The sequence below is a fragment of the Evansella sp. AB-P1 genome (genome assembly GCF_029688925.1).
Classification (GTDB): domain Bacteria; phylum Bacillota; class Bacilli; order Bacillales; family Salisediminibacteriaceae; genus Evansella.
The window spans coordinates 235440-250985 of the sequence record NZ_JARUKY010000003.1 but is presented as its reverse complement, the minus strand read 5'-3'; the positions used below and the strand labels follow the sequence as shown (position 1 = coordinate 250985).

The following is a 15546-nucleotide window of genomic DNA, read 5'->3' as shown; positions in this document are numbered from 1 at the left end:
TTTTAACGGTTGATTAAGCTTATTTTTTATTGATGATGTGTAACTGTTTACATATTCATCGTTCGCCAGTTTTCTGAAGGTGGATGGGATATTTTTATTTATTTGTTGTAGGTTGTAACGGAATTCTAGGATATGATCACTTGGAGGTGGACGCTTATGGAAAAAATAAAGAAGTTTAAGAAAAGCTTGATCTTATGTGTATTATTAGTAGTAGTAAAGCCTTTGTTAATGGGAACAACTGCTTTTGCAGTAACGGATGGAGGTGGTCCGGCAGACGCAATACCAATTGATATAACCTTTGAGACAGAAAGCTTTTCTATTGCTGTAGGAGAATCGAAGGAATTATTAGTACGAGAGCTTTATTCCGATGGTTCATTAGGTGAAATATTAGATAATGAAGACGAGTATTTAAGTTTTGAAATAGATGATGAAAGTGTTGCAACTGTTAGTGAAAACGGGGTGTTAGAAGGGGTATCACCAGGAGAGACAACAGTTATAGCTCATATCATGTATGATTATGTAGCAGAAGCTACTGTTATCGTAGAGGAAGAACAGGCTATCCCAGTTGGTATATCCTTTGAACAGGAAATATATTCCCTAGAAGTGGGAGAAACTGTAGACGTTGTTGTAAGAGAGCTTTATTCTGATGGTTCATTAGGTGAGGCGTTAAGCGTTGAACAATATTATTTAGAATTTAACGTGGAAGACGATAGTGTTGCTACTGTTAGTTTTCTTGGTGAGTTGCAGGGGATAGCACCTGGAGAAACAACGATAACAGTTGATGCTGGTCATGGCTACTCGGCTGAAGGGATGATTGTTGTAGCGGAGGAGGATGTTGATCCAGGGCCTGTAGGAAGCAAGGTTATTTTTGACGGGGTAGAAACGAATGTAGAACCTGGAGAAACATATACGATTCCTGGTACTACTGCATCCATTATTTTACCGGACGATTTACCAGATGGGGTTTCCTTGCTTATTGAAGAATTAAGTGAAGAAATGAAGGTTAGCTTGATGGAAGGATCAACATTTGAGATAGCGGGGTCCATTTATCAGTATACATTGATAAACGAAAGTGGATTGGAATTTGAAGGCAGCTTCACTCTTTTATATAGCTATAATCCAGAGGAATATGAAGAGGACGATGTCTCCATTTATTATTACAATGGAGAGGATGAAGAATGGGAGCACAAGGGTGGTATAGTAGATGCGGAAAACGGCATTGTGGCCCTTGAGGTAGATCATTTCTCTATTTATGGTTTATTGGCTGAGGTTCAAGAGGAAGAGGAATCTACGGAAGAAGAGGAAGAAGATTCCTCTGATGAGAATGGTAAAGAGGAAGAAGAAAAAGGTGAAGATGTAGATGGAGATGAACTTCCAAATACAGCAACATCTATGTACACCTTCTTATTCATCGGCTTTGTAATCATGGCTGTAGGAGCAGCAGTATTGTTTATGAAAAGAAAGAGGGTTGAAGTTTAAGTAGGATGGGAGGTGCCAGTCACCTCCCTTTTTTTGTTGTCTCTTGTCGATCTCACACTGGTTCCTACGTTTAATAATGGAATGTATGGGGTATGGGGAAGGATATTAATTGTATCTGTATACGGCAAAGTCTTATTGACTTGTCATAAAAACAATTCATACTTATATATAAATCAAATGTTTACGGTAGTGGGGGATTTTATGTTTGAGGTAGTTAGAAAAAGCTGGCGAGATTTTAAAGCATCCTATAGGCAGTATCTTTCTTTTACTTTAATCTTTATGGTTTTAACGAGTTTGCTGTTTGTTCCTCTAATTTCGTTTATTTTTAATCGAATATTACAAATGATAGGGGCAGGGTCTTTACTTAATGCGGAAGTTTATAGAATAGGGCTAAGCACCGCTGGATTTATTGGTATGCTCATCATTAGCTTTTTAGTGGTGATCATTTTATTAATAGAATTCGGTGTCATGATTACTTTGGCACAAAAAAGATATTTTAATAAGAAGGTCCTCGTTTCGGAGGCATTCTTCACTACGTTAAAAAAATTACCTTCCTTATTAGGATTTGGTATGCTTCAGTTAATCTTTGTCTTTTTACTAATTATTCCATTTATCAGCTCTGCAGGATTACCAGCTCTATTAGATTTTAATTTACCTATATTTTTAACGAATCAGCTTTACGGGCTGTCAATGTTGTCTATTCTAATTTATATATTGGTTTTATTTTTGGTTATTTCTTTCATCATTCGTTTACTATTTACGTTACATTACATTTTTATTGAAGAAACATCCATTTGGACCGGAATGAAAAGGAGCTGGCGTTTAACGAAAGGAAATAAACTCAAATTAATCATTAAGCTTGTTTTACTGAATTTGGTCATCTTTTTGATTGGTTTTGTGTTTGTTACATTTCTTTCTTACATACCTAGAGTAACGGATGCCTTCCTCTTAGGGTACATCATTGAAGATTATTTACTAACGTTTGCTAGTTACATGATGATTTTATTTTCTCTGTTGCTGATTCCCATGAACGTTATTATCCTTACAAGATCCTTTTTTCGGTTTAGGAAAAACCAAGGTGAAGCAGTTGTGGATCATGTAACGATTTATGGTAATAGAAGGTTAACTGCCTTAGAAAATAGAATTGTTCGTTTTTTTACAAAAAGAAGGTTTACGTTATCGTTCGTTATTTTCTTCTATGTAACTGGAATGTTTGCCGTAAATTACAATGTTAATGATAATATCGTTTATTTAAAATGGAATGTACAGGTTGCAGCTCATAGAGGTGATGTACAAAATGCACCAGAAAACTCCATGAGTGCTATTTTGTCGGCTATTGAAAAAGGAGTAGACGCTGTCGAGTTTGATGTGATGCTAACAATGGATGGGCAGGTCATTCTAAATCACGATGATGATCTGCAGCGGGTTGCAGGTGTACCAAGACGGGTGGACGAAATGACGTATGAGGAATTAGCAGAGGTGGACATAGGGCGTTTGTATTCTGATGAGTTCATTGGTGAAGGAATTCCTACATTAGATGAAGTGTTAGAAGAGATTCAAGGTGAAAATGTGAATCTGATTGTTGATGTAAAAGTGTTAAATCCTAGCAGAAATCGAGAATTAGCAGAGGGGATAGTGGAATCAATTGAAACGTATGATTTCATTGACAATGCGTACGTTCAAGCCTTTGATTACAATGTCCTTCAAGAGGTGCGACAGCTAAATAGTGACATTAAAATCGGACAAATATTATTTTTATCAGCAGGTGACTTATCAAGACTAGATGTTGATTTTTATACCATTCGCCAAACGATGCTATCAGAACGATTTGTATCAAACGCCCGTCGTCAAAATCGGGAAGTATGGGTGTGGACAGTAAATCTAGAACGTAATATTAGAGAGGTATTAAAATACGATATCGATGGAATCATAACGAGCTACCCAGAAAGAGTAATGGGACTCGTACCTGGAGTAGCCACTGAAGAACCAATGGAAGAAAACAGAGACTAATGAGGTATACCCCGAAACAGTTCAACAAATGCACACAAAATGTTCACAAACCTGTTTAGTGTCAGAGGCGTTCACAAACATGGTTAGTGGCAATTATGTGTCAATTATTTGCATTAACATTAAAAATAAAGTAACTTTATAAATGTAAGCAAAATCAATAAAATGCAGACCCAATTGAAAAATAGATTCGATTAAAAATTGGTTCCACTTCATTGGAGGGTATCGTATGAATAATGAATTAAAAGGTGTACACCATGTAACAGCCATTACTAGTAGTGCAGAAAAGAATTATGAGTTTTTTACTTACGTTTTAGGAATGCGTTTAGTGAAAAAAACAGTAAATCAGGATGACATACAGACGTATCATTTATTTTTTGCAGATGATGTTGGGAGTCCAGGCACTGATATGACGTTCTTTGACTTTCCTGGTATTCCGAAGGGGACACATGGGACCAATGAAATTTCAAAAACCTCCTTCAGAGTACCGAGTGATGAGGCAATAGATTATTGGGAGAAACGCTTTGAACGTCTAGAGGTGAAGCATACAGGAGTAAAGGAGCAGTTCGGGAAAAAGACTCTTTCCTTTGTAGACTTTGATGATCAGCAATATCTACTTGTTTCTGATGAAGGAAACAAAGGAGTAGAAGCTGGAACGCCTTGGGAGAAGGGACCCATTCCTGTAGAGTATGCCATTACAGGATTAGGCCCATTGTTTGTTCGTATTGCTCAGTTTGATTATTTTAAAGAAATGCTGGAAAAGGTACTAAAGTTTAAGGAAATTGATCAGGAGAATTCTTTTCACTTGTTTGAGGTTGGTGAAGGTGGAAATGGGGCTCAAGTGATTGTAGAGCACAACGCCGTATTGCCACAGGGTCAGCAAGGATTTGGTACCGTTCATCATGCAGCCTTTCGCATTGAGGACCGGGCAGAGCTAGATGCATGGGATGAAAGGTTAAGGAGCTTTGGTTTTCAAACATCTGGTTATGTAGATCGTTTCTTTTTTAAGTCTCTGTATGCACGTGTTGCACCGCAAATTTTATTTGAGTTTGCAACGGATGGTCCTGGGTTTATGGGAGATGAACCTTATGAAACCCTTGGGGAAAAACTATCCTTACCTCCTTTTTTAGAAGGAAAAAGAGAGCAAATTGAACAAATGGTACGCCCTATTGATACGGTAAGGAGTACGAAAAAATTTAAAAAAGAGTACGAAAAATGATAGGGCCCACTGACTACCGACTACCGATCACCATGAGGTGATTCCTAAAGAGCATGATAATTAAAAGTGAACAAAGCCCCAAAGCTATGAAAACTTTGGGGCTTACTGTGTGTTTATTTCCTTTTTGAGATGTCATGAACGAGCTTATCTAATTTTTCCATCATTTCTGTTAAAATTAACGTATTTTCATTAAAGCTTTCAAAGGTAGCAAGCTGCTCTTCAGAGGCTGCAGACATGTTCTCTGTACTTTCTTGATACTGTTCAGAAACTGCAGTCATGGAATTAATGGCGTCTGTTAGATCAGCCACTTTTTGAACAATTTGTTTTGATTTTTCAAAAGTATCATCAACATTTTCATGTACTGTTGCCGTATTTTCTACAATTTGTTCAAATAATTTCTCTGTGGTGGATACTTGATTCAAGCCTTCCCTTACTTGTTGGTTTGTAGCTTGCATTACTTCACTAGCTGCCTCTGTTTCTTGCAACAAATCTCCAATAATAGCGGAAATTTGTTGAGAATATTGACCTGATTGATCTGCAAGCTTTCTTACCTCATCTGCAACGATTGCAAAGCCTCTTCCAGATTCACCGGCTCGTGCGGCTTCAATGGCTGCATTTAATGCCAGAAGATTTGTTTGTTCTGCAATGTCAGACATAAATACTAATGTATTTTGTATTTCTGATGAACGTTCTTGAAGACGTTTTACCACGTCATTCATTAGTTTAACTGCCATGGAAATTTCATTCATCTGTTTTCCTGTATTACTCATGCTAGATTTTCCGGATTCAGCTAATGATAAGGTTTCGTTTGATGACTCTTTCGAACGTTTTGATTGTTCTGTAATGATCGATACTTCTGTAGATACATTTTCAATTGACTGATGACTTGTTTGAGCATACTGTAGCTGCTCACCTGCACCTGTAACAATATACTGAATGGAATTCGTCATGTCTTCAGTAGCAGAAGCTGATTCTTTCACTCCGATTTCTAAATGCTTTATTCTTTCTAGTGCTTCTTTAGATGTAGTTGTTAATTGTTCATTTAGTTCACGAATGACAGAATTCTGCTCCGACTCTCTTAGCAGAACTGTTTTTTTGTATCGTTGGTTTGCAGAGATTTGTACTAGTAGAACACCACTTGTTAATACTAAAAATAAAGCATGGATTAGTAATAAACTAAATGGATATTCTGTCGTTCCTGTAATCAACTCTGGTGAAAGAACATAACCAGCAAAATGCTGTATGGCAAAAACAACAGTGCTTATAATGATTAATCGTTTACTTTCATAATAAGTGAGGATAGCAAGAACCATAAAAATAGAAAAATGGTATTCTACCATTCCATCTCCACCAGCAATAATAGAAATACTTCCAAAAGTTAGTGCGAGAGTTAAATAATATGGTATATGATTGTGTGTTTTATTTTTTATATATAGGATTAGGCCAATTAAAGCTAATAGTAACGGTATAACGAGTAGAATATTTAATGGGACTGAAAAACTGCCGGCACTATGATCATGTGCAAAGGAAGATTGATAGTACTCGTTAAGAAAATGAAAGTTCCTATGTAGTACATGAGTAATTAATGAAAGGATTACAACAATAAATGTAAAGGATAACATTAATAGGTTTTTTCGCTGTTGCAATATAATTTCCTCCAGTAGTAGTGTGTTTTAGTATCAATAGTTTTGCTACAAAAGTTTTATACACTTAATTATACTAGAACATACGTGTAGAAACAGTGACAGTTTTTATAACATTTATGGAGGGAAATACTGATATATTGAGCTTCATTGAAGTGTAAATTCATAAGACTTCACTTGTGTTAACGGTTTATAAGACTTTTCTATAAAGGTACATCTATCATTGTTATCTACGAGAATAACAGTACTAGATCTAGATCCGTACTGTTCTCCTTTTAGAAAAATTGGAGATAGCATTTTTTCCATCTCTAATCCAACTCCTGTGTTTGGTAACTGTGCAGCTGGGGCTTGTTTATCGTTTGAAAGGAGCTGAAACAGTTCATCCTGGAATTTATCCCTTGTCAGGAAAGAGGCCGATTTTGAGCATAGATCAGCGATTCCTTGTCTCAATTTATTTACCTTTGGCCATGGTGAATTAAGCTTCCCATTACTTACTGAATAAATCCCTTTAGTTATTTTTTCCGTCAAGTCTGTTCGGTTGGATGTATAAATGAGCTCATTTATTTTGCCGTATAGGAGGTTGAATCCATCATATTGATCCTTTACTTGCAGTTTTTCATGAAAGGTTTCTGGAGATTGCAAAAATCCTTTCACTAATTCCCCTCTTGATGGAGCATTTTCACTAGCAGTCACCATTTCTCGTACGTTGGTCAAAGCTGCTATACTACCATTTGTTGTGATTCCAAGCCATGATCCTCCTTTTTCTAAGTCTTTTCCTCCGATTATGTGTGGTGACTCCTCCCAAAAATGAGCTGGTAAGGTGGGACGAGCAAAAAATTCATCTCGATTTGCAGCTAATATAAAAGGATATTTTTCGTGTGATTTTAATGCAATGCCTATGATGCACATGTTATTCAATCGTCCTTTCGTGAATTGAGACGTTGGCTAGGCTATCATGTCTTTATTTTATCATTCATTCCTTTTTGTAAAAAATGAACGATCCAGTTCATGTAGGTGCTTAAAATATGTTCATAGTACGACTTAACATTTGAATAAGTATTACTGTTGTCGTCTTTCATCCAACGTATATAGCTTTCAATGAGTATATGCAAAATTCTCGGAATGACAATTTCATAAAGCTTAGGGAGGGAAATGCTATAAAAGCGAAAATGCTGGTGGGACTGTATTTTCTTAGCTTTTTATTGTTGGTCGTAGGGTGTAATGATCCGGTCCGAGATGATATGGATAAATATATGGAAGACTTAGAACCTTTAGTGGAGCTTGAGGATGTCATTGTTTATGAATATAACAGTGTGATTGGGATCAATGCAACGGATGATTGGACAACGTATGTTCATATTGAGGAGGTAGTTGTGCCAATGTATTTGGACTTTATTGATCGATTAGAAGCTGTGTCTCCAGATACTAGAGAGGTAAGGGGTGCCCATGAAATATATATTCAAGCATCGAACTTGCAATATAATGCCATGTTAAAAACACTGTCTGCACTAGAATTTCAGAGCTATGAAATGATGAGTGAGGCGAATCAAATGCTCTCTGAAGCAAGGGCTACTATGCGTAGATATGTACATGAGATGGAGGACTTAGCAGAAAAGCATAATATAGAGTTCGAGGAATAATTGTCCGTGAAGGTATCACTTTTATAAAAAACAAGCCGTCACCCATTTTAAAATTGGTGACGACTTGTTTAATGTTATAACACTTTTTTAACCTACACTTTCTCCACTACTATTACTTTCATTATCATTGGATTGATTTTCTTTCTCAAAAATAGCTTGAATGGAATGGTTCCGATCCATTTTTACTTGGATAGTATGACCTGTACCTAGCACCGTATCACCTTGTCGCCATTCCACTATTCTGGAACCAGAAGCTGCAACAGCAGTCAGTGTTATAGTAGTTCCCTCCTCAAAGGAATTCCCAGATAAACTTCTGCTTACTGTTCCATTTCCTGATGTTGAAATGGTTAGATCATACATTGTGGGAGAAGGTTCTGTCTGATCAGATTCTTTTTCATTATTATTTTTACTATCATCGTTATTATTGTTGGAGTCATTGTTACTATCATTGTTTTTTGAACTGTCGTTTTTCCCACTATCATTGCTATTGTTATTGCTACTATTATTTGAACCTGAATCGTTGTTAGAATTAGAATTACGATCGTTCCTACTAGAATCATTATTATTGCTTGAATCCGATTCAGAGCTTTCATTATCGTTCCTACTTGAATTGTTTCCTGAAGAACTATTTTCACGAACAAAGATGGCTTGCACATATTTGTCGTTATCCATTACAAAGGAAACAGAAGAGGAATTAGACTCAATTCCACCAGTCCAACGTTCAAATTTCCAGCCTGATCTTGGGCGTGCTGTAAGTGTAACCATGTCACCGTGGTCATACGATGTTGCTAGAGAGCTACTTACAATTTCTCCGTGTCCAGTTGTAATTAATGAAAGCTGATAAGTTTTTCTTTGGAAAATAGCTTCAATTCGTTTATGGTCATCCATTGTAAGGGTAATTGGATTTTCATCTCCAGTTATATCTCCTCCCCATTCAACAAAAGACCATCCATTATTCGGTTCGGCTTCAATTGTTATTTCACTGTTTATTTCATAGGCCTCTTCCGTTGGTGAGATATGCAGCTTTCCTTCACCAATGATATCGTGTGTTAAAAATTTATTTTCTCCATCAATAATAATGACGGTTAGTTCCTTTTTCATATCTTCATAAGTAATGTGGATCGTTTCAATACCAGCTTTATTAGGAGTAAAACTTGTTTGTAATTCTGACAGCTGGCTAAGTGTACCTAAATCATTTTCAACTTCCCAATCTGGAGAAAATGTAAAAGAATCGTCATTAAAATCAAAGCCTTGTACAGTAATAGAAACCGTTTCATCCTTGTTAATTTGCACAACATTTTCACTAGTCATTTCCGGATCCGTATTCACATGAATATCCGCTAAAACTTGCTCTCTCACTTCTAAGTCGGTTTGGACGGTTATGGAACTGATGGAAGCTGTTACAGTTGTTTCTCCAACATTTGTAGCTGAAAAAGTGGTAGTAGCATCTTCTTCATCTACAAAGACGTTTCCAATACGATTATTTGAAAGATTCACCGCTGCTTCGATAGGAAAGCTTCGTCCATTTTCAGCCATCCAAAAAACGTCAATATCAACATCGAAACCTATTTGTACGATGTTCCGATCTAGTTTTATAAGGATATTTTCCTCTATGTATTCAAGAAGTTCCTTCAACTCATCATGATTTGTGGCACCGATTCCACGTTCTGTTAACATAACAGCCCGCCTGATGTCCTCTTGAAAAACGTAGAAATCAGCTATGTTTAAATAGTAGGCTACTTCATTTGGAGACTTATCAATTCCCTCCAATAAAACCTGTTCCACCTTATTCCAATCCTCTAATGCAAAATAGCATTTTGCTATTCCTAAGCGTGCTTGAACATTGTTTTCATCTAATTCTAGAACTCTATAAAAAGCCTCGAGACTTTTCTCGTAATCTTCTTCTAAAAAAGCATCTTCTGCAACCTTTAACTGTTCATTTACACTATTAGACTGAACAACGTGAACAGTGAAAAAACCTGCAAAGGTGAGTGTGACGATACTAGCAACAATTATAAAAATATATTTTTTATCCATCTTGTCATCCTCTCCGTCCAAATAATAATAGAAATAAGTCATGAAATCGCATGATAGAGTATATATATGTATTAATAATTTCAGGGGTAAGTTATATTTTCCTCAATGTGTATTCTCAAAGAAAAATTGAAACAAATGCTATTTCAACAAAAATTGGTTTATTTTGCTATCTATCGACAAGAATATCACAAAATGGAAATAAACAGAATAGATTTTTATGGCAAAAATAATCGTAAAGAAGAGGTAGTTTGTTAGTTGAATGAATAGGCTTTCAATGCAGTTGAAAAGTTAGCACAATTTGTTTTAGAATTTTGACAAGATTCTTCACACTTTGAAAGCGTTTTCAAGTATAATAATAGTACACCATAGTGAACGATGCGATGCTGCAATAACTAAGACAAGGGAGATGATGTTATGATAGAGGAAAATAAAGTATTTACTGGTGTATGCTGGGCTGTCTTAATGTGTACTCCTGTTTGGGCACTCATTATATTTTTATTTAAATTAACATTTTTGTAAGAGTTACTTTTAAATTTTGTGTTAACGATAATGGAAAAAGAGTATTGGCCTTTTGGCTAGTACTTTTTTTATGTTAAAAAATAGTGCACAAAGAAGGGGAATAGTAAGTGTATTTTGATAGGTGAAAAAAATAGTGAGAAAAATCAAATAATTGTAAAAATATGTTGAATAAAATAGAAAAAGAATGTAAAATTAAGTTCATTATAAAGAATATTTCGTCTTTTTACTAATTATTGAAATGGATAGAATAACAGAGGAATGTTTTTCTACTATTCTTATTACTAACTAAATAGTAAGAAGAATCAACTAGTTATATAGACGAAAGTACCTACTGTATATAAGGTTTACATGTATCGTTTGTACTATTTCTCGATTTGGATATAGGTATTTTACTTAGGCTGTATTGATAAACATTTATATTTTAAAAAAATAATATAATATCAAGTAATAAGGTGACGATAGGATTTAAGATTCGTTTGTAAGAACTAACTTGTAAAAAACTAGATTTTATTAAATCAGGCTTTTCACAAATGATAAACATTATATTTGGAAAATATTTATATAATGTTAAAATTCTTGCAATTAGGACGTGAAAGGGGGTGAGAACTATGAAAAATTCAGTTTATAAACTTCAGCGCGTTGCTTATACTTTTGCTCTTGTAGGAGCTGTTGTTGTACCATTAGGGTGGAAACTTGTATAATAACTTTTTAGAGGGAGTGAAAAACTAGACACTTCCTCTAAAATATTTAAAAGAGTGTGATAAAAATGGCGAATCTATCAAGAATAAACCTATTAAATTCAAAGCTATATCTTACCACTATTTACTTTATTGGAATAATTTTGTTTCTTTTACATTTAGGTGATTCATTGAGCATTCATCAGCTTAACTGGTTGACTGTTTTATTCCTTATCATTTCTATAACGGTACTTAATTATTTTCTCATTCTCTTACCCCCAAAAGGGAACGGATTTTCAATGGATTCAGCAATATGTTTAGCTACAATGTTTGTATTTGGAATAGAGGTAGCATTGGCTGTTTTATTTTGGAGTAGTCTTATTTTCACAATTATCCAGAGAAAGACCGTTTGGTGGAAGCATCTATTTAATTTTTCTACCTATACATTAATGATAATCGCTGCCTATCATACCTTTCAATTTTTAGGTGGTGATGTTGGAAATATTCAAGTAGAAGGATTGGGTTCGTATATAATTGCTCTATTAGTCTATTTTTCATTAAATATTACAATAGTTGGACTATACTTTTTAGTATTAAAAGAGGAAAATCTGTTTATCATTTTAAAGGGATTGGTAAAGGAGTCCGTATCTGGTTATTTTGCAACGTTAGTGCTGTCGTTAATTTTAAGTATTTTGTTAGTATCTCACCAGAATTTTGGTTTAATTTTGTTTACTACCGTAGTTATATTTTTGTCTATCTTATTTAAACAGTATTTTAACCTTTATTCAGAAGTTCTAAAAAAGGTGAATATTGATGAGTTAACTGGCTTATATAATCATAGTTATTTCAAGGAAGTGTTAAATGATTATTTAGAAAATAAAAAAGTGGATTCATTGAGTCTTGCTTTTATTGATATAGACGATTTCAAAAAATACAATGATTATTTTGGGCATATTGCTGGAGATGAATTATTAACGTTTTTTGGAAAACTACTAAAGGAAAAATGTGATGAGGAAGAGTTTTTTGTTGCCCGATATGGGGGAGAAGAATTCGTCATTATTTTTCCAAATGTTAATAAGGATGAAGCTTATCAATATTTAAACAAACTTAGAAAAGAATTTAATGATTCTTACTTTAAAGGTGTTGAGATTCTTCCTCATGGCTGTTTATCCTTCTCAGGTGGTATTGTGGAGTATGAAAAAGATACGTACAACGCTACTGAGTTCATAAGTAAAGCTGATCAGGCTATGTATCGTGCAAAAACGGATGGAAAGAATACCATACATTTATTTAATAAAAATGATTTTGATGTAAGTTTATTAGATCTTGAAAAGGAAATTGATCAATTAGAGCAGCAGCTTCGTTTTTTCTTATTTAAAGATGTATACACGTATCAGCATAGTAAACGTGTTTTTCAGTATGCGAACCTGTTTTCACAAGAATTAGAGCTCAGCAGATATGACAGAAAGCTACTCATTTTAGGAGCATTAATTCACGATATTGGTAAGATTGAAATTCCTAGAAATATTATTAATAAAAAAGGGAAGTTGTCCCCAGTAGAATGGGATACGGTTAAAAAGCATGTTCAATGGGGGAAGGATATTGTTGCTACAAACAATTCTCTACAGGAATTAATTCCTTTAGTTGAGCTTCATCATGAACGTTATGATGGAAAAGGCTATCCGCATAATTTGAAGGGAGAAGGGATTCCGAAGTTAGCGCGTATGCTATGTATTGTAGATTCCTTTGATGCCATGACAACGGAACGACCTTATCAACCAACAAAGTCTTTTTCTGAAGCTATTAATGAATTAGAACGATGTGCAGGGACACAATTTGATCCGAAATATGTGCCGACATTTATTAAAATGATTCGTAAACATTATCCTAATAAGCTCGGTGCGTAACGACGTAATTTATGTATTAAAAAATATGATGTTGTTTTGTTTCCATCAAAAACCGTTAGCTGTGATTACTCACCGTTGACGGTTTTCTATTTGTTATAGGAAAAAGAAAGCCCTGTGTATATTCCGTCTTAATTTGAAGACGTTAATATAATGGAAGGAAAAATTTTTCAAAAGGTAAGAATATATAAATTTTTATTTTCTACGAAAGGTGTCTAGGAGACAGGACGTCGATGATTTAACCTTTGCCCACAGGACGTGGGCGTTCTTAGGTTAAATTGAGACGCCTTGCGCTTTTCTTATTAGGAGGATTTTTCCAATGTGGAATGCCATATTGTGGGGGACAATCGCAGCTTCAGCAACATTGATGGGGGCTTTAGTTGTTTTAAAATTTTCAATTCCTAAAAAGGTTATTGGCTTTATTATGGCGTTAGGTACAGGTGCTCTAATTGGTGCAACGACATATGAGTTACTAGAAGAGTCTCTTGAGATCAGTGGGTTTATGGAAGTGGCCATTGGTTTCCTTGGGGGAGCACTTCTATTTACTCTTTTAGATTTTTGGATATCTCATAAAGGGGGAGGTCATCAACGGAAGCAATCGGATCGTGGTGGAGACGTTGATGACCAGACTACTTTACTTACGAAGGTAAATGGTGACAAGAAGGGGAAGAAAAAAAGTAGTTCAACGAATGAATCGAAATCAGGTAAGGGGATTTTTATAGGGACTGTCATGGACACACTCCCTGAGTCTGCTATGATAGGGATGAGTCTTATAGGTGGAGGTTCAGTAAGCTTAGCGCTTGTTGTTTCCATTTTTATTAGTAATATCCCTGAAGGTCTTTCAAGTACAGTAGGCTTACAGAAAAGTGGATATTCTAAGAAGAAGATTCTTTTTTTATGGATTCTAGTTGTATTCTTCTCTGCTTTAAGCTCTTTAGCTGGTGCTACATTATTAGAAGAAGCTTCCGACAGTGTTAAAGCGATTGTAAGTTGCTTTGCCGGAGGAGCTATTATTGCTATGATTGCATCAACCATGATGCCAGAAGCATATAAGGAAGGTGGCCCAGTTGTAGGTTTTGTTACTTCTATCGGGGTTTTTATCTCCCTTTGGTTGCATTACTTATAAAAAATAAGCATGGCTAATGATTGTATTTTTGAAAGTAAGGTGAATACTATAATATATATTTCAATAGTTCATTTAGAGGGAGGTTACGAACTGGATGGAAACAACGTTAAAAGTAGGGGATGTAGCACCGAACTTTACTTTATCGTCCACTTTAAAGGAAAAAATTTCTTTGTCAGATTACCGTGGTAAAAAGAATGTGTTAGTTGCCTTTTATCCTCTTAATTTTACACCAGGTTGAATTAAGGAAATTACCTCTTGGAAAGAGGATTATAAAAAGTTTGGTCAATTGGAAGCAGAGGTTTTGGCAATTAGTGTAGATCATATTTATTCACACAATGTTTTTGCTGCCAGTTTAGGAACACTTCCATACCCACTATTATCCGACTGGCATAAGGAAACGGTGAAAAAATACGGAGTCTTTCATAAGGAAAATGAAACTGCCATAAGATCTGTTTTCATTGTAAATAGAGATGGCTTGATTACGTATTTGAATACTTCCTTTGATGCCAATAAAAGAGAGGATTATTATGAAGTATTCAACAAACTGAGGGAACTTACAGCAGGTTCAAAATAATGATAAAATATTGAGGTCTCCAGTTTTCTGGAGACCTTTTTGGTTTATGGGGACGGTTCTCATGAGTCGTTTCCCCCTATTATAATCTGCAAATATAGTAAATGAATCGTAAATAGGAATAAGCAATACCCCTTATTAATATAAATGATGTACTAGTTTATTTATAAATTCGTTTTATATCATTACTATTAATAAGGGGAGGTTAAGATGGGGGTTTTAAACGAGTTTGCTAAAAGAATGAAGGAGTTTACAGGAAATAGAATGGCGATCCGAATAACAAAGGAAAAAATTTTGCGTGTATTAAAAGAAAATATCTCAAAGGACGATGTATTAATCTCCTCTGTAGATTTAGATGTTGGATTAATTGTTATTTCAGGTGTTGTAAAAAAAATGGGGATACCCCTGTCATTCTCTGTATCACTTGTGCCGGATGGTGTAGAAAGTAATATTATTAAATTTCATGTAAAAAAAGTAAAGCCATTACATTTAAATAGTATTAATAAGCGAATTTTTAATAAAGCACCTTATGTTTCTTATATGGATGAGGTCATTTATGTTGACCTTGACCAAGTAGAAAAAGTAAATAAAATACCTGTAGGTAAAATGAAAGGCTTTGATGTTTTTACCGATCATGTATTAATCCGATTAGGTATATAAGGGCGATTAGAGTCAAATTCACTATCACCGAAAGGCCCTTGTATGGTGGCAATCAATCTACATT

Annotated in this window: 11 protein-coding genes; 8 read left to right on the top strand and 3 right to left on the bottom strand. The window is 35.0% G+C overall.

Annotated elements, in window-relative coordinates; translation table 11 throughout:
- Window positions 1–156: 156 nt before the first annotated feature.
- The 3 genes from QA612_RS04645 (at window position 157) to QA612_RS04635 (ending at window position 4705) form a co-directional block, all read left to right on the top strand.
- Complete coding sequence (locus QA612_RS04645) at window positions 157–1479, top strand: Ig-like domain-containing protein (RefSeq protein ID WP_278282596.1); 1323 nt, start codon at window positions 157–159, stop codon at window positions 1477–1479.
- A gap of 201 nt (window positions 1480–1680) precedes the next feature.
- Window positions 1681–3489 carry a glycerophosphoryl diester phosphodiesterase membrane domain-containing protein gene (locus QA612_RS04640; RefSeq protein ID WP_278282595.1) on the top strand — a complete coding sequence of 603 codons (1809 nt, stop codon included), beginning with the start codon at window positions 1681–1683 and terminating at the stop codon, window positions 3487–3489.
- A 226-nt stretch (window positions 3490–3715) separates the two neighbouring features.
- Entirely contained in the window at window positions 3716–4705 is a 990-nt protein-coding gene (locus tag QA612_RS04635) for a ring-cleaving dioxygenase (RefSeq protein ID WP_481804409.1), read from the top strand.
- Between the two features lie 113 nt (window positions 4706–4818).
- Here QA612_RS04635 and QA612_RS04630 read toward each other — a convergent pair whose 3' ends face one another.
- Together QA612_RS04630 and QA612_RS04625 are read right to left on the bottom strand one after the other, a co-directional pair.
- Window positions 4819–6351 (bottom strand): methyl-accepting chemotaxis protein, encoded by a 1533-nt coding sequence (locus QA612_RS04630; RefSeq protein WP_278282594.1) that lies wholly within the window; start codon window positions 6349–6351, stop codon window positions 4819–4821.
- Between the two features lie 144 nt (window positions 6352–6495).
- Window positions 6496–7257: an NRDE family protein gene (locus QA612_RS04625; RefSeq protein ID WP_278282593.1), complete on the bottom strand. Its 762-nt coding sequence runs from the start codon at window positions 7255–7257 to the stop codon at window positions 6496–6498.
- Window positions 7258–7601: 344 nt separating this feature from the next.
- On the opposite strand from QA612_RS04625, the gene QA612_RS04620 reads away from it, so the two are divergent.
- Window positions 7602–7988, top strand: a complete 387-nt coding sequence (locus QA612_RS04620; RefSeq protein ID WP_278282592.1) for a hypothetical protein — start codon at window positions 7602–7604, stop codon at window positions 7986–7988.
- A gap of 87 nt (window positions 7989–8075) precedes the next feature.
- On the opposite strand, the gene QA612_RS04615 is transcribed toward QA612_RS04620, so the two are convergent.
- The gene (locus QA612_RS04615) at window positions 8076–10025 is read right to left on the bottom strand and encodes an InlB B-repeat-containing protein (protein ID WP_278282591.1); all 1950 of its coding nucleotides are present in this window, start codon (window positions 10023–10025) and stop codon (window positions 8076–8078) included.
- A gap of 1285 nt (window positions 10026–11310) precedes the next feature.
- Here QA612_RS04615 and QA612_RS04610 point away from each other — a divergent pair.
- From QA612_RS04610 to QA612_RS04595, 4 genes are all read left to right on the top strand, one after another.
- On the top strand, window positions 11311–13128 hold the full coding sequence (locus QA612_RS04610; RefSeq protein WP_278282590.1) for a diguanylate cyclase: 1818 nt from the start codon (window positions 11311–11313) through the stop codon (window positions 13126–13128).
- Window positions 13129–13444: 316 nt separating this feature from the next.
- A complete protein-coding gene (locus QA612_RS04605) occupies window positions 13445–14251 on the top strand; it encodes a ZIP family metal transporter (protein ID WP_278282589.1) in 807 nt (268 codons plus the stop codon).
- A gap of 94 nt (window positions 14252–14345) precedes the next feature.
- A complete protein-coding gene (locus QA612_RS04600; protein ID WP_278282588.1) occupies window positions 14346–14825 on the top strand; it encodes a redoxin domain-containing protein in 480 nt (159 codons plus the stop codon).
- A 207-nt stretch (window positions 14826–15032) separates the two neighbouring features.
- On the top strand, window positions 15033–15482 hold the full coding sequence (locus QA612_RS04595) for a hypothetical protein (protein ID WP_278282587.1): 450 nt from the start codon (window positions 15033–15035) through the stop codon (window positions 15480–15482).
- The last annotated feature ends 64 nt before the right edge of the window (window positions 15483–15546 follow it).